The 18479-nt window shown below is 57.9% G+C and carries 19 protein-coding genes; 10 read left to right on the top strand and 9 right to left on the bottom strand.

All coding sequences use genetic code 11. The features are described from left to right. Positions 1 to 45 precede the first annotated feature (45 nt). Complete coding sequence (locus ABLN94_RS08700) at positions 46 to 837, top strand: FAD binding domain-containing protein (RefSeq protein WP_352991621.1); 792 nt, start codon at positions 46 to 48, stop codon at positions 835 to 837. 41 nt (positions 838 to 878) lie between these two features. Here the strand turns inward: ABLN94_RS08700 and ABLN94_RS08705 are convergent, their stop codons facing one another. Next, positions 879 to 1724 (bottom strand): MurR/RpiR family transcriptional regulator, encoded by an 846-nt coding sequence (locus ABLN94_RS08705; protein ID WP_352991623.1) that lies wholly within the window; start codon positions 1722 to 1724, stop codon positions 879 to 881. Between the two features lie 143 nt (positions 1725 to 1867). Between ABLN94_RS08705 and ABLN94_RS08710 the strand changes: the two genes are divergently transcribed. Both ABLN94_RS08710 and ABLN94_RS08715 read left to right on the top strand, forming a co-directional pair. After that, positions 1868 to 2647 carry a 3-keto-5-aminohexanoate cleavage protein gene (locus tag ABLN94_RS08710; protein WP_352991625.1) on the top strand — a complete coding sequence of 260 codons (780 nt, stop codon included), beginning with the start codon at positions 1868 to 1870 and terminating at the stop codon, positions 2645 to 2647. Further along, positions 2644 to 3960 carry an aspartate aminotransferase family protein gene (locus tag ABLN94_RS08715; RefSeq protein WP_352991626.1) on the top strand — a complete coding sequence of 439 codons (1317 nt, stop codon included), beginning with the start codon at positions 2644 to 2646 and terminating at the stop codon, positions 3958 to 3960. The genes ABLN94_RS08710 and ABLN94_RS08715 overlap by 4 nt, the downstream gene beginning before the upstream one ends. Before the next feature lie 69 nt (positions 3961 to 4029). Here the strand turns inward: ABLN94_RS08715 and infC are convergent, their stop codons facing one another. From infC to cobA, 7 genes are all read right to left on the bottom strand, one after another. Beyond that, positions 4030 to 4620, bottom strand: a complete 591-nt coding sequence (gene infC / locus ABLN94_RS08720) for a translation initiation factor IF-3 (RefSeq protein ID WP_425328919.1) — start codon at positions 4618 to 4620, stop codon at positions 4030 to 4032. A gap of 117 nt (positions 4621 to 4737) precedes the next feature. Beyond that, positions 4738 to 5571 (bottom strand): ferredoxin--NADP reductase, encoded by an 834-nt coding sequence (locus ABLN94_RS08725; RefSeq protein ID WP_352991628.1) that lies wholly within the window; start codon positions 5569 to 5571, stop codon positions 4738 to 4740. Between the two features lie 107 nt (positions 5572 to 5678). After that, entirely contained in the window at positions 5679 to 6086 is a 408-nt protein-coding gene (locus ABLN94_RS08730) for a DUF934 domain-containing protein (protein WP_352991629.1), read from the bottom strand. Beyond that, positions 6083 to 6844, bottom strand: coding sequence for a phosphoadenylyl-sulfate reductase (locus ABLN94_RS08735; RefSeq protein WP_352991630.1), 762 nt, complete (start codon positions 6842 to 6844; stop codon positions 6083 to 6085). Before ABLN94_RS08735 ends, ABLN94_RS08730 begins: the two co-directional genes overlap by 4 nt. Beyond that, positions 6834 to 8498, bottom strand: a complete 1665-nt coding sequence (locus tag ABLN94_RS08740) for a nitrite/sulfite reductase (RefSeq protein WP_352991631.1) — start codon at positions 8496 to 8498, stop codon at positions 6834 to 6836. Before ABLN94_RS08740 ends, ABLN94_RS08735 begins: the two co-directional genes overlap by 11 nt. A 66-nt stretch (positions 8499 to 8564) precedes the next feature. Then, positions 8565 to 8879, bottom strand: a complete 315-nt coding sequence (locus ABLN94_RS08745) for a DUF2849 domain-containing protein (protein ID WP_352991633.1) — start codon at positions 8877 to 8879, stop codon at positions 8565 to 8567. After that, positions 8879 to 9655, bottom strand: coding sequence for a uroporphyrinogen-III C-methyltransferase (cobA, locus tag ABLN94_RS08750; protein WP_417750513.1), 777 nt, complete (start codon positions 9653 to 9655; stop codon positions 8879 to 8881). The genes ABLN94_RS08745 and cobA overlap by 1 nt, the downstream gene beginning before the upstream one ends. Positions 9656 to 9795: 140 nt before the next feature. On the opposite strand from cobA, the gene ABLN94_RS08755 reads away from it, so the two are divergent. Then, complete coding sequence (locus ABLN94_RS08755; protein WP_170329947.1) at positions 9796 to 10275, top strand: Lrp/AsnC family transcriptional regulator; 480 nt, start codon at positions 9796 to 9798, stop codon at positions 10273 to 10275. Between the two features lie 6 nt (positions 10276 to 10281). Here ABLN94_RS08755 and ABLN94_RS08760 read toward each other — a convergent pair whose 3' ends face one another. Then, positions 10282 to 11454, bottom strand: a complete 1173-nt coding sequence (locus ABLN94_RS08760; protein WP_352991679.1) for a cytochrome P450 — start codon at positions 11452 to 11454, stop codon at positions 10282 to 10284. Positions 11455 to 11501: 47 nt separating this feature from the next. Here ABLN94_RS08760 and ABLN94_RS08765 point away from each other — a divergent pair, with 47 nt between their 5' ends. The 6 genes from ABLN94_RS08765 (at position 11502) to ABLN94_RS08790 (ending at position 18476) form a co-directional block, all read left to right on the top strand. After that, positions 11502 to 13235, top strand: coding sequence for a sensor histidine kinase (locus tag ABLN94_RS08765; protein ID WP_352991635.1), 1734 nt, complete (start codon positions 11502 to 11504; stop codon positions 13233 to 13235). After that, positions 13232 to 14461, top strand: a complete 1230-nt coding sequence (locus ABLN94_RS08770) for a sigma-54-dependent transcriptional regulator (RefSeq protein WP_352991637.1) — start codon at positions 13232 to 13234, stop codon at positions 14459 to 14461. Before ABLN94_RS08765 ends, ABLN94_RS08770 begins: the two co-directional genes overlap by 4 nt. Positions 14462 to 14833: 372 nt before the next feature. Next, entirely contained in the window at positions 14834 to 15835 is a 1002-nt protein-coding gene (locus ABLN94_RS08775; protein WP_170487399.1) for a DctP family TRAP transporter solute-binding subunit, read from the top strand. Positions 15836 to 15948: 113 nt separating this feature from the next. Next, a complete protein-coding gene (locus ABLN94_RS08780; protein ID WP_170487401.1) occupies positions 15949 to 16626 on the top strand; it encodes a TRAP transporter small permease in 678 nt (225 codons plus the stop codon). Beyond that, a complete protein-coding gene (locus tag ABLN94_RS08785; protein ID WP_170487403.1) occupies positions 16626 to 18002 on the top strand; it encodes a TRAP transporter large permease in 1377 nt (458 codons plus the stop codon). The genes ABLN94_RS08780 and ABLN94_RS08785 overlap by 1 nt, the downstream gene beginning before the upstream one ends. 162 nt (positions 18003 to 18164) lie before the next feature. Then, positions 18165 to 18476, top strand: coding sequence for a DMT family transporter (locus tag ABLN94_RS08790; protein WP_352991639.1), 312 nt, complete (start codon positions 18165 to 18167; stop codon positions 18474 to 18476). The last annotated feature ends 3 nt before the right edge of the window (positions 18477 to 18479 follow it).

The following is an 18479-nucleotide window of genomic DNA, read 5'->3' on the forward strand; positions in this document are numbered from 1 at the left end:
AGCCAGATGAAGGGCGGATCTGCGCCTTTCGGAAAGGAAAACGAAATGTACAATTTCGAGTTTGAGAAGCCCTCGACCATTGCCGATGCGGTTGCTGCGTTGGCGGCAGAGGATGCTCAGGCATTGGGGGGTGGACAGACGCTGATCCCGACGCTGAAGCAGCGATTGGCGGCGCCTTCGGCATTGGTCTCACTGAGCGGGATTGCCGAGATGCAGGGCGTATGCGTCAATGATGATGGCTCGGTGTCGATTGGTGGGGCCACGACCCATGCGACAGTCGCGTCCGAGGCTGCGGGTAGCTATCCGGCGCTGGCAGCGTTGGCCGGGCAGATTGGTGACCCAGCGGTGCGCAACCGGGGCACCCTTGGCGGATCGATCGCCAATAACGATCCGGCGGCTTGCTATCCTGCGGGGGTTTTGGGGTCCGGCGCGACCGTCGTCACCAACAACCGACAGATTGCATCGGATGACTTCTTTGACGGTATGTTCTCGACTGCGCTCGATGAAGGAGAGATCATCACCTCGGTCCGTTTCCCGGTGCCACAGGCGGCCAGCTATCAGAAGTTCTTGCAGCCAGCGTCGCGTTTTGCGCTGGTCGGGGTTTTTCTGGCACGGTTTGAGGATGGTGTCCGTGTTGCCGTCACAGGCGCAAGCGAGGACGGGGTTTTCCGTTGGTCCGAGGCGGAAGATGCATTGAACAAAGAGTTCCGGGCGGACGCGCTGATGAATCTTCGGATCAATCCAGCCAACATGATCGCGGACCTGCATGGCAGCAAAGAATACCGTGCGCATCTTGTTGGGGTCATGACAAAACGCGCTGTTGCCGCCTGCATGTAAGCCACCATGTAGTTAAAGCCCCGGCCGCGCGTCGGGGCTTTTCACGTACGACGAAGCCTAGGCGGCTTGGAAGGCTGCCAATAAGCTCCGGTGTCCTCTCTCGCTTTTTGATAGGCGTCTATGCGCTGTCGGGCCGCGTCGCCCCCCGCGTCGAAAAGGTGGCCTAACAGGCATTCGAGAACGGCCATTGCGCCGGTAAAGCAGGAAAACGGGTGTAGGGCACGCGTGCTAACAGTGAAAGCAATGTCAGGCTCAACTCCGGGCGCAATAACGTCGCTGTCCGAGATGAGAATAAGGCGCAAGCCTCTTTGTTTTGCGAACCGCATCGACTGAATGGTGTCCGCGGAGTAAGGGTGAACAGTGATGGCGAGCAGACAATCCTGATGGTCGGCATCCAGCAGATCGTCAGTAGCAGATCCAAAGTGGCGCGGCACCAATTGGATACCCGGATGGGCCATACGTCCTGTATACGAAAAGTAGTAGGCCAACGCATAACTGGCCCGCGTCGCAGTCACAAAACACCTTCTGGAATGGGTCATGTACGCGATAGACTCGCGAACTTTTTCAGGTTTCATCAAGCGCAAAGATCGGGCGACAACGTTCTGTTCGTTCTGTGCCAGCTTGGCTTGCGTATTGCTGAAGGCGTCCTCGGTCCGCAGGGTGGTCAGCCAATCCTGCCCCAGTTCGCTTTCCCGGTCGGTCACCAATGCGTCGCGGAAGGGGGAGCGAAAAGCTTCGAAACTGTCAAAACCTAAACGCTGCGCCAATCGAACCAGTACGTTCGAACTGACCCCGATTTTGTTAGCGGTGGTGCGGATTGGGTCGAGGCCGAAATCTCCGGGATGATCGACAATGTACTTGGCCGCCGCTTGCAGGGCTGAAGGCATCCTGCCGATATCCTGACGCAGGTGGTTTGTGATCTGGCTTGGCGTGTTTTCCATCGCTGTAAAAAAACAAATGTTTTGAAGATAGCAAGTAAAAAACGCAGAGCGACGGATTAGATGCTGCAAGAATAACCTGAGGAATGTGCATGTCAGACTCGCGATCAGAAAACCAAACCCCCGGGTGGCCCTATATCCTGGTCGCTCCGAACGGCGCGCGGCGGGGGCCTTCGGACCATCCGAGGCTTCCTGTTTCCATGGAACAGATCGTGGAGACCGCACGGGCCTGTTTTGAGTCCGGGGCCAATGGGCTGCATTTGCATATTCGTGACCCAGAAGGGCAGCACTCTCTCGACTCCGGCCAATATCTGGAAACACTGGCGGAGTTACGGCAGGCCGTACCCGGTCTGGAGTTACAAATTACGACCGAAGCGGCGGGCGTGTATGATGTTCCCGCTCAGTTTGCATGTTTGGAACAGGTGCGTCCGGAGTGGGCGTCCATCTCAGTGCGCGAAATCGCGCGTGCGTCAGAGTTGGCCGATAAGGTCTATGGTCTGTGCTCTGACCAAGGAACGCGGGTGCAGCACATCCTGTATGATACTGAAGACGCCGCGTTGCTGGCGCAGTGGCAAAAGGCCGGGATCGTGCGGGGCGGGCAGACTGAGAGTCTGTTGGTGTTGGGGCGATATACGTCAGGTCAGCAATCCTCGCCCCAGGATCTAGATGTGTTCCCAACTGGGGCTTCGCCGTGGATGGTTTGCGCCTTTGGAACTCAGGAACACGCCTGCCTGACATATGCGGCCCAACAGGGCGGAGATGTTCGGGTCGGATTCGAAAACAGTCTGACCGATGAGAGCGGGACCCTCTGGAAAGATAATGCCGCGTCGGTGTCGGCGCTTGTTGCCATGTTGGAAAGGGCAGTCAAATGAGTCACGTATTTCCACGCCACACGAAATCCGACCTGCCTGTCGCAGCGGGCGGAGACGGGTGCTACCTGATTGACGCGCAGGGCCGCCGTTACCTGGATTGTGGGGACGCGGCGGTGTCGTGCCTGGGTCATTCCAATCCAGCCGTGATCAAGGCTGTGCAAGAGCAGGTTGAGCAGATTGCCTTTGCGCATACCGGCTTCATGACTTCGGAACCAGCCGAGGCACTGGCAGACCTGTTGATCGAACATGCGCCGGGGGATCTGGACCGGGTGTATTTTGTCTCGGGCGGGTCCGAGGCGACCGAGGCGGCGATCAAGCTGGCTCGACAGTATTTTCTGGAGATTGGCCAGCCGGATCGTCGGCACGTGATCGCACGGCGACAGAGCTACCACGGCAATACCTTGGGTGCATTATCCGCTGGTGGGAATGCGTGGCGGCGCGCGCAGTTCGCGCCGATGCTGATCGACATGACCCATATTGCGCCCTGCTATGAATACGCCGAGAAGCCGGACGGAGAGAGCAGCTATGACTACGGACAACTCGTGGCCAATGAGTTGGAGGCTGAGATTTTGGCGCTTGGTCCGGAAAACGTGATGGCTTTCATCGCCGAGCCGGTCGTGGGTGCAACATTGGGTGCGGTGCCTTCGGTTGAGGGGTACTTCAAGCGCATCCGTGAAATCTGCGATCATTATGGTGTGCTGTTGATTTTGGATGAGGTGATGTGCGGCATGGGGCGGACAGGGCATCTGTTCGCCTGCGATCATGATGGCGTGGCGCCGGATATTCTGTGTATCGCCAAAGGTTTGGGGGCCGGATATCAACCAATCGGGGCGATGCTGTGTACTGGCCAGATATACGATGCGATCCGCGACGGGTCAGGGTTCTTCCAGCATGGTCACACCTATATCGGGCATCCGGTCGCCACGGCGGCAGCACTGGCCGTTGTTCGCGAACTGACCGAACGTGATTTGCCCGCGCGGGCGGGTGTTATGGGGGAAAAGCTGCAATCGGCGCTTGAGGCCGCATTGGGACAGCATCCGAATGTCGGAGATATTCGGGGCCGTGGCTTGTTCCGGGGCATTGAACTGGTCGCGGATCGGGACAGCAAAGCGCCCTTCGACCCTGCGCTCGGTGTAGCTGGCAAGATCAAGAAGGCTGCGTTAGCCGAAGGGTTGATCTGTTACCCTATGGCCGGTACACGCGACGGTCGGTTGGGCGATCACATTCTGCTGGCACCGCCCTTCATCATCGAAGACGCTCAGATTGACGAGTTGGTCGGGAAGCTGAGCAAGGCGATTTCAGCGGTGATCTAGCGAACCATCCGTAAATGAAAAAGCCTCCTCAAATTGAGGAGGCTTTTATGTTCCTGATCGGCCAGAAATTTATTTCTGCGGCAGAGGGCCGATCATCATGATCATCTGACGGCCTTCCATCTTGGGCATGTTCTCGACCTTGCCCAAATCCTTGATGTCCTCGGCCACACGTTCCAACAGCTCACGACCCAGATTCTGGTGTGCCATCTCGCGGCCACGGAAGCGCAGTGTGACTTTGACTTTGTCGCCCTTTTCCAAGAACTTGAAGACGTTCTTCATCTTGACGTCATAGTCATGCGTGTCGGTGTTGGGCCGAAATTTGACCTCCTTCACCTCGATGACTTTTTGTTTCTTGCGGGCTTCGCTTTCGCGTTTTTGCTGTTCGTACTTGAACTTACCGAAGTCCATGATCTTGCAGACCGGAGGGTTCGCATTGGGCGAAATCTCGACCAGGTCGAGGCCAGCGTCAGCTGCAAGTTGCATGGCTTTGGCGGGATGAACCACCCCGACATTTTCACCATCTGCGCCAATCAGGCGAATTTCGGGGGCACGGATCTTTTCATTGACGCGCGGTCCGGTATCTCTCTGCGGCGGCGCGTTGTGTGGTCTGCGAGCTATGGGTTCATTCCTTTGATGATTGCAGAATTTCGAGCCCGAAATTTAGACCGCCCCGCGCCCCGATTCAAGCGCCATCCGCGTCGAAAGGACTGAAATTCACAGGTTTTGCAGCGGGTTTCTGCACGGGCCGCGGTGTTTCCAGCGGCCCGCGCGGATGGATCAGCCTACAAAGGCCTTTTCGATGACGAATTCCTTGGGCTCAGAGTTGGCGCCTTCACGCAGGCCGAACTCTTCTAGGATTTCCTTAATGTCCAGGTTGAAAGCCAGCGAACCGCAAACCATGGCGCGGTCTGTATCCGGGTTGATACCACCTTCGATACCCAGATCGGCAAACACGGTGCCGTCTTTCAACAGGTTGGTGATGCGACCCATCTTGGGGCTCTCTTCCCGTGTGGTGGTCGGGTAGTAGCGGATCTTGTCGGCAAAGCCTTCGCCCATCAGCTCGGCCAGCATTTCGTCCTTACGGATGCTTTCGATCAGTTGACGACCATACTCCAACTCAGCCACTTCGCGGCAGGTATGGGTGATAATGATCTCGTCGTAGTCCTCATAGGTCTGAGGTTCGCGAAGTAGTGAGGCAAAGGGCGCAAAGCCGGTGCCGGTGGCGAAGAACCACAGGCGCTTGCCGGGCAGCAGAGCGTCATGCACCAGCGTGCCAACAGGCTTGGGCCGCAGGATGATCTGATCGCCCGGTTTGATGTGTTGCAGTTTCGAGGTCAGCGGGCCGTCCTGCACTTTGATCGAGTAGAACTCCAGCTCTTCGTCCCACGAAGGCGAAGCGATCGAATAGGCGCGCAGCAGCGGTTTGCCGTTGTCGCCGAGCAGACCGATCATCACAAACTCACCAGAGCGGAACCGCAGCGAGGCAGGGCGCGACACCTTGAACGAGAACAGGCTGTCGGTCCAATGTTTAACATCGGTCACGGTCTGAGCGTCCGGCAGGACGGGGGCCTTCACGGCGGTTGCTTCGGTCACGGGCTTCATCTCTGTCATGGTTTCACTGTCGGTCAGCGTGACCGGCATCTCCGTTTAAACATTGTTACAAGGCAAGAAAAGGGGACAGATTGCCCCCGTTTCTTCACAAGCTGGCGATGGCGGTTTTAGCCGCGCAGGCGGGCCTGGTAGCTGTGGTCATTCCAGTTGGCGCGTGCCAACCATTGGTCTTCGGGCTGACGGGTAGCCAGTTCGTCGTCGATCTCGACCTCGTCAAATCCACTGCGGCGAGCCATGGCGTATTGGTCGGCCAGAACGTGGCCCTTGGCGCGCAGACGGCCGGTATAACCTTTCAGGCGCAGAACGCGAGCAATTGTGAAGCCGCGCCCATCAGCCGAGGACGGAAAGTCCACGCGCACCATCTGAGCGTTGCCCAGACGGTCAATGAGTTCATCCGGGTCCGTGTCCGATGTCACATCCAGCGCGACCACATCATTGGCCGCGTCTTCCAGCGTGACAAAGCCGTCGGTCCAGTCGTCAGGGGCGAACCCCTCATCAGATACGATTACGTTCATGTTTTCTCTCCGGCGCGCACCATCTTGCCATCAACAAAATGTATGCCGCATTCTTCCTTGTTCTGGTCGCGCCAGCGTCCGGCGCGGGGGTCTTCGCCCTCTTTGACCGGCGAGGTGCAGGGCGCACAGCCGATCGAGGGGTATCCTTTCGCCACCAGCGGATGCCGGGGCAGGTTGTTTTCGTCCATATAGGCGCGCACATCTTCGGGCGCCCAATGGGCCAACGGGTTGACCTTGATCCGACCTGTGCCGTCCTCGACCTCGAAGAAGTCAAGCGCGGCGCGGCTGCCCGACTGGAACCGTTTGCGCCCGGTGATCCAACCGTCATACCCCATCAAGGCCCGCTGCAGCGGGAAGGTCTTGCGCAGGTTGCAGCACGCATCCATGTCTCGCAGACGCAGCGCTCCATAGGGGTCGTCGCGCTGCAAGTCCTCGTCCTCGGCACGGATAACGTGGACGTTCTTCAGGCCGAGACGCTCGCTGACCTCCTGCTGGTATTCCAGCGTTTCGGTGAACAGCAACTGAGTGTCCACGAACAACACCGGGGTCATCTTGTCGACCACCGCTGCCATGTGCAGCAAAACAACCGATTCTGCACCAAAGCTTGAGACCAGAGCAAGCTCGTCGATCTCCTGGATCGCACCATGCATTACGTCATGAGCGCTGTGGTGACGGAACTGGGCGTTCAGCGCCTCGACCCTTTCGGTCAGTTCGCTTCGGTCTTTGCCCAGTTCCGTTTGGATCAGGTCAAGCGGCATTGGCCTGCGCCTCGGGGTAGAGCGCCGCCTTGAACGGCGCCATGCCTACCCGGCGATAGGTCTGCAGGAATGTTTCCTCGCTGCTTTCGCGTTGGTCCAGATATGTGTCCACGATGCGCTCCACGGCGGGCACGATTTCGTCGTAGGCAAAGCCCGGACCGGTGCGGTCACCAATGGCCGCGTTTTCGGTGCCATCGCCACCCAGAGTGATCTGGTAGTTCTCGACACCAGCACGATCCAGACCCAGGATGCCGATATGGCCCACGTGGTGGTGACCACATGCATTGATGCAGCCCGAGATCTTGATCTTCAGGTGACCGATGTCATGCTCAAGTTTCAGGTCTTCAAAACGGGTGGCGATTTCCTGAGCCACGGGGATCGAGCGAGCCGTAGCCAGCGCGCAGTAGTCCATGCCAGGGCAGGCGATGATATCGCTGATCAGGCCGATATTGGCGGTCGCCAGTTCGTATTCCTTCAGCTTGGCGTGGATCGCGGGCAGGTCCGACTTGTGGACATGCGGAAGGATCACGTTCTGCTCATGGCTGATGCGCAGTTCGTCATATGCGAACTCTTCGGCCAGATCGGCCATCACGCGCATCTGCTCGGCAGTCGCATCACCTGGCGTCGCACCGTGCTTTTTGATCGAGATCGTGACAATTGCGTGGTCTGCGTTCTTGTGCGGCGCGATGTTGGTGTCGACCCACGAACGGAAGACCGGATCGTTGGTGTAGGCGCTCTCAAACGAGGCAACCGAACCCTCACGGAAGGCCGGGGCGGCAAAGTGGCCCTTGATCTCTTCCAGCAGGTTCATGTCGGCGCCCTTGAACTGCGGGCGGACTTTCAGGAAGCGCTCGTTTACCTTGGCGCGGATGGTGTCGATGCCGTTCTCGTGCACGGTGATCTTGATACGCGCCTTGTACTTGTTGTCGCGGCGACCGATCTGATTCCACACGGAAACGGTGGCTTCCAGATAAGCCAGCAGGTCGTCAAAGTCGACGAATTCGGACAGTTCTTTGCCGATCATCGGGGTGCGGCCCAAACCGCCACCAACGATCACGCGGGCACCCAGAACGCCGTCACGCTCGACCAGTTGCAGACCGATGTCATGCGCCTTGATCACGGCGCGGTCGTTTTCCGAGCCGGTGATGGCGATCTTGAACTTACGCGGCATGAACTGGAACTCAGGGTGGTCGGTGGACCACTGGCGCAGCAGTTCTGCATAGGGACGCGGGTCGGCGATCTCATCCGCGGCAGCACCGGCGAAGTGGTCGGCGGTTACGTTACGGATGGTGTTACCCGAGGTTTGAATGGCGTGCATGCCAACTTCGGCCAGCGCGTCCAGCATATCCGGCACGTCTTGCAGTTTCGGCCAGTTGTACTGAATGTTCTGACGGGTGGTGAAATGGCCATAACCCTTGTCCCACTTCTCGGCCAGCAGCGCCAGCTGACGCATCTGTGCGCTGGACAGCGTGCCATAAGGAATGGCGACGCGCAGCATATATGCGTGCAATTGCAGATACAGGCCATTCATCAAGCGCAGAGGCTTGAATTCATCCTCGGTCAGCGAGCCGTCAATACGGCGCTCGACCTGTGCGCGGAACTGTTTGTTGCGCTCTGCCAGGAATGCTGTGTCGAACTCGGAGTAGCGATACATGTCTAGCTGTCCTTAGTTGCAGCCCCGAAACCTTGGGGCCTTTATGGGGAGAGAGAGGGCCGAGGGTTAGGCCCGGGGCTGCGTTGCTGTTTCCTGCTTGCCGTGGGCATAGTTCGAAGGTCCGGTGCGTCGGAACTCTTCGCGGAAATGGGTGGGTTCGGGGCCGTTGTCGCCAGCGACCGCGTCGGCCAAATAGGCGCCTACGATCTTGTTAGCCTGACGGTCGGCATCCAGCAGACGAACCTGTGCGTGGGCTTCGTCCGTGATCAGTTCGGCCTCGGAGAGTTCACGCGACCAGCGGTCGTCTTCGGTCAGATAGATGACGTCGCCTTCCAACAAATCGTTGGCGGTGACCACTTTAGGGGTAAAAGCGCGGGCCATCAGGCGTGCTCCTTCTTGAATTCGGTCAGGGCCTTGGCCGCTTGGCGCGGGGCGAGGCCGTAAAAGGTCAGGGTGGGGCCGTCCATTTCGGCGGCAGTCAGGTCATTGGGCAACTGGTCCAGCGTGGTGGCCAGAATGCGTTGATCGGGGCGCGAAGCGTTTTCGACCAGAGTCACCGGTGTCTCACGGTCGGCGCCGTGCATGATCAGGCGGCCCTGAATGAAACGGGCGGACTTCTTGCCCATATAGATCGCCGCAACCGAGCCAGTACGTGCCAGCGCGGTCCAGTCGTGATCGGCAAAGCCTTTCATGTCGTGGCCGGTCAGAAATCGGACCGAGGAGTTGCGGCCGCGGCGGGTCAGGCTTTGGCCAATCCCTGCAACGGCAGCAGAGGCCGCTGTGATGCCCGGAACGATCTGCCATGCGATGCCTGCGGCCTCGACCGCTTCGATCTCTTCATCCAAGCGACCAAACACGGTGGGGTCGCCGGACTTCAGACGAACGACGCGCTGACCTTTCAGAGCGTACTCGATCAAAAGGGCGTCGATGTCCTCTTGCTTCCAGGAGGGGCCAAAACCGGCCTTGCCGACATCGACCAGAACAGCGGACTTGCCGGCCAGTTCCAGAACCTCGGCGCTGATCAGGCGGTCATGCAGAACGACGTCAGCGCGCTCGAAGGCGTTCAGCGCCTTGAGCGTGAGCAATTCTGGATCGCCGGGACCCGCGCCGACAAAGTCGACGTGTCCTGTGCCATCATATGAATGCGTAAGCTGCATGTTCCGTTCCGTTGGTTTGACTTGACCTGCAATATAGGAAATATTCCCGGTATTGCGCCATATGGGCGCATAAATAAGAACGAACGTTCTGTCAGGGCCTCCAAGTGGGACGGAGGTTTCGAAACGAAGGGAAAATTGGAATGTCAGTGCGGATTGATGACACGGATCGGAAAATTCTGGTCGAGCTACAGCGCGACGCCAGCCAATCGCTGGACGAAATAGCAGCCCGTGTTGGCAGTTCCAAGACCCCGGTCTGGAATCGAATCCGCAAGCTAAAAGGCGCTGGAGTTATTGGTCAGCAGACCGTTTTGCTGGACGCTGAGGCGCTGGGATTCGAAGCCACGTTCTTTGTTCTGATTCGCACCTCGGAGCATGAAGCTGACTGGCAGCGCCGGTTCCTTAAAGCGCTGCGCGACCGTCCCGAAGTGCAAGAAGCGCACCGGTTGGCCGGTGACATTGATTATATTCTCAAAGTCCGGGTCAAGAATGCGCGCGCCTATGACGAGTTCTACCAGACTCTGATTTCTGAGGTGCGTGTGCACAACGTGACTGCGCTGCTGTCGATGGAGGAGATCAAATCCACCACAATGCTGCCGCTGAACGCACTGATCGAAAGCTAAGGTAGGTCAGACCTGAACCATCAGCTTGGTTAGGCCATGAAAGTGGTAGGAATTGGAAAATTCCGGTTCTGAATTCAGGCTCAGGTTCGGGCAGCGTTCGAACAGCGCTCCTAGGGCGATACGCATCTCCAACCGCGCGAGCGGAGCACCGACGCAGAAATGAAGACCACCACCGAAACTGGTATTGGTGACGACTGGACGGGTCGGATCAAAGCGGCTCGGATCAGTCCAGACTGACGGGTCTCGGTTCGCGGCCCCAAGTAAAAGTGCAACTTCATCACCGCGTTTGAAACTGTGGCCGAATATCTCGACTTCCTCATAGGCATAGCGCGTGAACATATGTAGCGGCGGATCATACCGCAGGATTTCCTCGACCGTCCCGTCTGGGACACACGTTCGCGGATCAAGTCGCAGTTGCAGTAACGTTTTCACTCCGTTTCCAAGCGAATGGACTGTAGCCTCGTGCCCAGCGTTCAACAGCAGGATGCAGGTGGCTACCAACTCATCGTGCGAGAGCTTCTCACCATCTTCCTCTGCGGCGATTAAGCGGGTGATCAGGTCGTCCCGTGGATCGGCCCGGCGCTGTTCGATGTAGCCCCTCAGAAAACGAGTGAACTGCTTCGCAGCGGATGCGGCTGCGTCCTCAGTCTGGCGTGTGCGACTGGCTTGATACATCGCCACCATAGCGTGCGACCAGCGCAGCAAATCGGGTGACCTTTCCTCTGGTACACCAAGCAGGCGGCAGATCGTGACCACGGGAACCTGTGTGCAAAACGAGTCCAGCAGATCAAAAGGCGCATCGGGGAACCGATCGATCAGGGCGTGGCTGAGGTCGAGAATAGAGGGTTCCAGTGCAGCTATTGCACGCGATGTAAACGCCCGCATAACAAGCGCCCGCAAGCGCGTGTGACGGGGCGGCTCCGCGTCCAGCAAAGAATGCGCTTCAACACTCAACCAAGGTGCCAGGTGGGCAGGGCCGGGGCATTGCAGTTCGGGGGGAACCTCTCGGCCAAAGCGGCGATCTTTCAGCAGAGCTTGCACTGCCCGGTGTGAAACCGCCGCAACTTTCTTGTAATCATCCCAATAAACAAGGTCCCCGTGCGCACGTGCCTTGTCATAGAACGGGTAAGGATTTTGCACGAATCCCGGTTCGACCGGGGATTGGAACACCGTCTTCATGCGCGGCAGACTTGCCATGCGGCGCGTCGAATGCAAGATCCTATGTCATGCAAAGGGTTTGGGTAATCTTGGGATTTCTTTGTGCCGTCGGGCTGTTGTCCGCCGGGGTCTGGTCTTATGGCTATCGTCAGGCACTGTCTCAACTGAGCGAAAAAGCCGAGGCGGATCTGGAGCTGGCGGCTGACCGATTGAGTACGCAGATGCAGGTCTATCAGGAACTGGCCGTACTGATGGCCAAACATCCTGTCCTGCACGCGCTAGATACCCCTCAGGAGCGTCGCGCTGCTCGGTCCTTGCTGTTGGACATGGCGGACAAGACGGCGGCAGTCAACATGATGTATCTGGACCGGACCGGTCAGGTGCTGGCGTCCGCGCTACCTGTGACGGAGGCCAATATTGCGGGTCATCCCGCTTTTCAGCGTGCTCTACACGGCGCGTTGGGTAGCGCACACGGTGTTGAGCCGGTCAGTGGCAATCGGATTTATTCCTATGCGGCCCCTGCTTTTAACGAAGAGGGACAGGTAGAGGGCGCTCTGATGGTTGTCGCCGACGTACAGGATGTCGAGCAAACATGGCGCGGCAGTACCGAGGCGGTTTTCTTCGTCGATGCAGAAGGCGTTGTCTTTATTTCGAACCGGTCCGACCTTTTGTTCTGGCAGCGCGCAGAAGGGCAAAGCGGGCTGACACCGCCACAGGGTGGAGAGGTTGACTTCGCTTCGAGTTGGGTTGGCCCGCACGAATTGTGGAAGCTCAACTGGGGTCGCTATCTGCCGGACCGTGCGCTACATCTGATGCTTGATCTGCCAGTGATCGACATGACCGCCGAAGTGCTGGTGGACGTTGCTCCGGCTCGACGTCTGGCCGGATTGCAAGCTGCAACCGTCGCCGCGATTTGTTTGGCGTTCGGTGCATTGCTGTATCTGGCGACTGAACGAAGACGTGCCTTGGCTGAGGCCAACACGGTTTTGGAAAGCCGTGTTGCCCAACGTACTCGCGACTTGACGGCTGCAAACACGGCCTTGCGCCGTGAGGTGCGAGAACGGCAAGAGGCCGAGACGGCCCTCAAACATGCTCAGGAAGAACTGATTCAGGCCGGAAAACTCAGCGCGTTAGGTCAGATGTCAGCGGGTATCAGTCACGAATTGAACCAACCTCTTATGGCGATACGGCAATTCGCCGACAACGGGGCCGCGTTCCTGACTAAGGGGCGCGCGGAAAAGGCCTCGGAGAATCTGACACGCATTTCGGATATGGCTGCGCGGATGGCACGTATCATCAAGAATCTGCGCTCGTTTGCTCGCAACGAAAACGAACCGATGGGCAAAGTGGATCTGGTTCAGGTGATCGACACTGCCGTCGAACTGACGGAGTCACGATTGAAGGCCGAGGGCGTCACGCTGGATTGGGTTCCGCCCGACAGCCCTGTATTCGCATGGGGCGGAGAAGTGCGTTTGGTGCAGGTCTTTGTTAACCTGATCAACAACGCCGCTGACGCGATGAGCCAGCAGGATGACCGGTTTGTTCACATTGCAATAGAAGCCGGTGAAAAATTGGCGGTTACAGTGCGGGACATAGGGCCGGGCATTGAGAATACTGAAAAGCTGTTCGAGCCTTTTTATTCGACCAAGGCGGTGGGGTCATCCGAGGGGATGGGGCTTGGCTTGTCGATCTCATATGGGTTGGTCCAGAGTTTCGGCGGAAATATCCGTGGTGCCAACGCGCAAACGGGTGCAGTGTTTACCGTTGAGCTTGAATTTTACCGGGAAGATGAAGAGGTATGACGCGTAAGGTTCTTTTGGTCGATGATGATGCCGCCGTGCGCGAGGCGCTGGCGCAAACGCTGGAACTGGCGGACTACAATCCAGTCCCGGCTGGCTCTTTTGTTGCTGCGAAGGATCACATACGCGCCGATTTTCCCGGGGTGATTGTCTCGGATATCCGTATGCCGGGCCGAGACGGTTTTCATCTTCTCAACTATGCGCATGAGGTTGATCCAGAGCTGCCGGTCATTCTGTTGACGGGGGAGGGTGACATTCCTATGGCCGTGAGGGCTATGGGGCAGGGTGCATTTGATTTCCTTGAGAAGCCATGTGCTGCTGCGGATTTGCTTGAGGTCTTGGGAAAAGCTTTTTCGGCCCGGACGCAGGTTCTGGAGCAACGGGCTTTGAAACACGAGTTGGAACGCGGAGATCCGGCTGCACGCTTGCTCTCCGGCTTGTCGCCTCAGGCCGAGGCATTGCGAGAGCGAGTTCGCTCGGTTGCGCCTACCGGGGCAGAGGTTCTGGTTACGGGGCCTGCAGGCAGCGGGATTTCAAAAGTGGCCGAAGTTGTGCATCTGATGTCGCCTCATGCACAAGGTCCGTTTGTAAAAAGGCCCTCATCGGGTTTGACGCCCGACGCTCTGGTTCAGGTTTGCGAAGACGCCGCCGGAGGATCTTTGTTTCTGGACGAAATATCGGCCATGCCAGAGGCCACACAATATGCGGCGCTCGAGTTGGTCGAACGGGGTGTCGGCGCACGCATTCTCGCGGGCACCACGGCGGACCTGTCCACCATGTCAGAAGAAGGTCGGTTTAATGCGGACCTGTTTTATCGGCTAGACGTGATGCGAGTGCGCATTCCATCTCTGGCCGAACGCCCCGAAGATATTCCGGTAATGTTCCAGCACTACGTCGCGCAGGCGGCAGAGCAAGCAGGTATTGCCGAGCCTGAAATTTCTTCAGAACATCTTGCATCGCTGATGGCCAGTGATTGGCCAGGGAACGCGCGTTCACTTATGTCGGCGGCAATGCGGTTTGTTCTGGGTATGCCGGAAGAGGTGGCGCAGGCAACCGATCTGGGATTGAGCGAGCAAATGGCGAGGGTGGAACGGTCTCTGCTGATCGCAGCTCTGGGGAGGCACAACGGAAAGGCGTCGGATGCCGCCAAGGCGCTGAAGCTGCCGCGCAAGACCTTCTATGACAAATTGGCCCGATATCAGATTCGCCCAGAGGATTATCGCAGGTGAAGGCAAATTCTCCCGCCCCCTTTGACCGCATTATCATGCGGTTAAAGGCGTTGGGCCGGGCAGCCTGCTGGCGCAGGCTGCGTACAGTGCGTTTGGGTGGCGGACTGATTCTACGACGATGATTCGCGAAGAGTGCGGAAATCCGCACAACGGGTGCAATGTATGTGCGGATTTTCGCACAAGCGCCACTCCGTTGCGAAACGTACCCTTTGGAGGTGCATTTTAATACGCTGTTTTAATGGGGAAAAAAGTAAAACTTTTAAGGATGCAACAAATCGTTGAGCCACGATCATCGATTCGGTTCACTTCCCGGCGTACGGTGCCGAATGGGTGCCGATTGGAAGATTGAGGAAGTCTGGGAGGAAAAAACAGATGAAATTCCTTACAACGGCCGCGACGGCCTTGGCGCTGACAGTAACCGCAACCGCAGGCATGGCGGCCTGTGACGATGGCGAGATCGTCGTGAAGTTCGCGCATGTGACGAACAGCGACAAGCACCCGAAGGGCATCGCCGCCTCGCTGCTGGAACAGCGCGTGAATGAAGAGATGAACGGCGTTATGTGCATGGAGGTCTATCCGAACTCCACGCTCTATAACGACGATAAGGTTCTGGAAGCGATGCTGCAGGGCGACGTGCAACTGGCCGCACCATCGCTGTCGAAGTTCGAAAAGTTCACCAAGCAGTTCCGCCTGTTCGACCTGCCGTTCATGTTCAAGAATATTGACGCAGTGGACGCGTTCCAGGCCTCGGCCGATGGTCAGGCGATGAAAGACAGCATGCAGCGCCGTGGCCTGCAGGGGCTGGCCTTCTGGCATAACGGTATGAAGCAGATGTCGGCGAACAAGCCGCTGGTCGATCCGTCGGATGCTGAAGGTCTGAAGTTCCGCGTGCAGTCTTCGGACGTGCTGGTGGCGCAGATGGAAGCCATCGGTGGTAGCCCGCAGAAGATGGCGTTCTCGGAAGTCTACGGTGCGCTGCAACAGGGCGTTGTGGACGGGCAGGAAAACACATGGTCGAACATTTACGGCAAGAAGTTCTTCGAAGTTCAGGATGGCATCACCGAGACGAACCACGGCATCATCGACTATCTGGTCGTGACATCGGTCGACTGGCTGGACAGCCTGGATCCTGAAGTGCGTGATCAGTTCATGACCATTCTGGACGAAGTCACCGCAACCCGGAACCAAGAAGCCTTTGCGGTGAACGAAGCGGCCAAAGCCTCGATCACTGATGCAGGCGGCATCATTCGTGAACTGAACCCGGAACAGCGTCAGGCCTGGGTCGATGCAATGAAGCCAGTTTGGGACAAGTTCGCCGGTGACGTGGGTCAGGACAAGATCGACGCCGCTCAGGCCATCAACGCCGGGTTCTAAATCCGGGGCTGGCCGCGCGTCCTGGACTGGGGAGTTATCGACGTGCTGGCCGGGCGGGCTGAATAAGGCCCGCCCCTAATCTCTCTCATCACAAAAAATGCGGGGACAGAAAGATGTCTGGTGCGAAACCCGGCCAAGGCGGGCTGGTCGACCATATCGAAGAAACCCTGATTGCGTTGTTGCTAGGCCTTATGACGGCTGTGACCTTTGCCAACGTGATTGCGCGGTTCGTATTTAATTCCAACATTCTGTGGGCGCTTGAACTGACAGTGTTCACCTTCGGGTGGTTGGTGCTGCTGGGCGCGTCCTACGCGGTGAAAAAGCACGCTCATCTGGGTGTCGACGCGATTTTGAACATGCTGGCTCCGGCGCCGCGCCGGATACTGGCGCTGATCGCCGTCGGTTGCTGTTTGGTGTTTTCGCTGCTGATGCTTAAAGGCGCCTATGACTATTGGGCCGTGTTTGCCGATCTTCCACCCACATCCGGTCGCTGGTTCCCGACAGGGTTCAATTTTGACGCCCGCAGTCAGAGTTTCTACGAGGTAGACGACATCCCCATGGTGGCGCCACTGCGTTTCCTGGAAGAGATGATCAACTATGGCGAGTCATACGAGAAATTGCCCAAGGTCGTCCCTTACTTTGTTCTGCCGCTGTCGATGCTGCTGCTGGTGATCCGCTTTGCGCAGGTAGCCGTTCAAATCTGGCGCGGTGAGACGGATCGCATTGTCGCCAGCCACGAGGTTGAGGACGAAATCGAAGAAGTTCGCGCTCAGCAGGGGGAGCATGACTGATGGACGTAGTACTTCTTTTCTCTATGGTCATCGGCCTGCTGCTGATCGGTGTTCCGATTGCGGTGGCTCTGGGCCTCAGTTCGACCCTGTTCCTGCTGATCTATTCCGACAGTTCTCTGGCTTCGGTCGCAGGCACTTTGTTCGAGGCGTTCGAGGGGCACTTTACCTTGCTCGCAATCCCGTTCTTCATCCTCGCGTCGTCCTTCATGACAACGGGTGGCGTGGCGCGGCGGATCATCCGGTTCTCGATTGCTTGCGTTGGGCATTTGCCCGGTGGTCTGGCGATCGCGGGTGTGTTTGCCTGTATGCTTTTTGCGGCACTGTCCGGGTCGTCTCCGGCAACTGTTGTGGCCATCGGTTCCATCGTCATCGCCGGGATGCGCCAGGTGGGATATTCCAAGGAATTCGCCGCCGGTGTGATTTGTAACGCGGGTACTCTGGGCATTCTGATCCCGCCGTCAATCGTGATGGTGGTGTATGCCGCAGCCGTTGAAGTCTCGGTCGGACGCATGTTCCTGGCAGGTGTCATTCCGGGCCTGATGGCTGGTCTGATGTTGATGGTAACCATCTACGTCATGGCCAAGGTCAAGAACCTGCCCAAAGGTGAATGGAAGGGCTGGGGAGAGGTCTTTACCTCGGCGCGCGAGGCCGGTTGGGGTCTGTTCCTGATCGTCATCATCCTGGGCGGTATCTACGGCGGGATTTTCACCCCGACCGAGGCTGCTGCGGTGGCTGCCGTCTACGCCTTCTTCATCGCCAGCTTTGTCTACAAGGACATGGGGCCACTCAGCACCGAAGAGGGCACGAAGAACCTGCCGTTGATGAAAAAGCCATACGCTTTGATCACAGCGTTCTTTCACTCGGATACCAAGCACACTCTGTTCGAAGCCGGTAAGCTGACCGTGACGCTGCTGTTCGTGATCGCAAACGCGCTGATCTTGAAGCACGTACTGACCGACGAGCAGGTGCCGCAACATATCGCCAACGCAATGCTGTCGGCTGGGCTTGGTCCTGTGACCTTCCTGATCGTGGTCAACGTGATCCTGCTGATCGGCGGTCAGTTCATGGAGCCGTCGGGCCTGCTGGTGATTGTGGCACCACTGGTGTTCCCAATTGCGATTGAGTTGGGTATCGACCCGATCCATCTGGGCATCATTATGGTGGTCAATATGGAGATCGGGATGATCACGCCTCCGGTCGGTCTGAACCTCTTCGTGACTTCGGGCGTGGCAGGTATGCCGATGATGAAGGTGGTGAAGGCGGCACTGCCGTTCCTGGCGGTACTCTTCGTCTTCCTGATCATGGTGACGTACATACCGTGGATCTCGACCTTCCTGCCCAACACCTTCATGGGGCCGGAAATCGTGACGAACTAGCGAGGGTGAACCTTCGTTCGGGCCGGGCAGTGCAATCTGCCCGGCCTTTTTCTTTGCAGGCCACTTGAAGTCGTGCCTGGTATTCCCACATCGACGCTAGAGGACGACCTCCCCACAATGGGTGATCATTCGGGACGACCCGAATTTGTTCGAGGTGTCCTAATGTCTTGGATATTCTTACTGTTCGCTGGCCTGCTGGAAATTGTTTGGGCCGTCGCCATGAAGCAATCTGCCGGTTTCACTCGCTTTTGGCCGACCGTGATTATGGGGGTTTCCATGATCGGGTCATTTGGATTGCTGGCGATGGCGATGCGCACGCTGCCTTTAGGGACGGCATACGTCATCTGGACCGGCATCGGCGCAGTCGGGGCATTCCTAGTTGGCACTATGTTGCTGGGTGAAACGGTGAACGCCGCGCGTATCATCGCGGCGGTCCTGATCGTTACAGGTCTGGTGACAATGAAACTGGCCTGAGCT

The organism is Ruegeria sp. SCP11, assembly GCF_040329455.1.
Lineage (GTDB): Bacteria > Pseudomonadota > Alphaproteobacteria > Rhodobacterales > Rhodobacteraceae > Ruegeria > Ruegeria atlantica_E.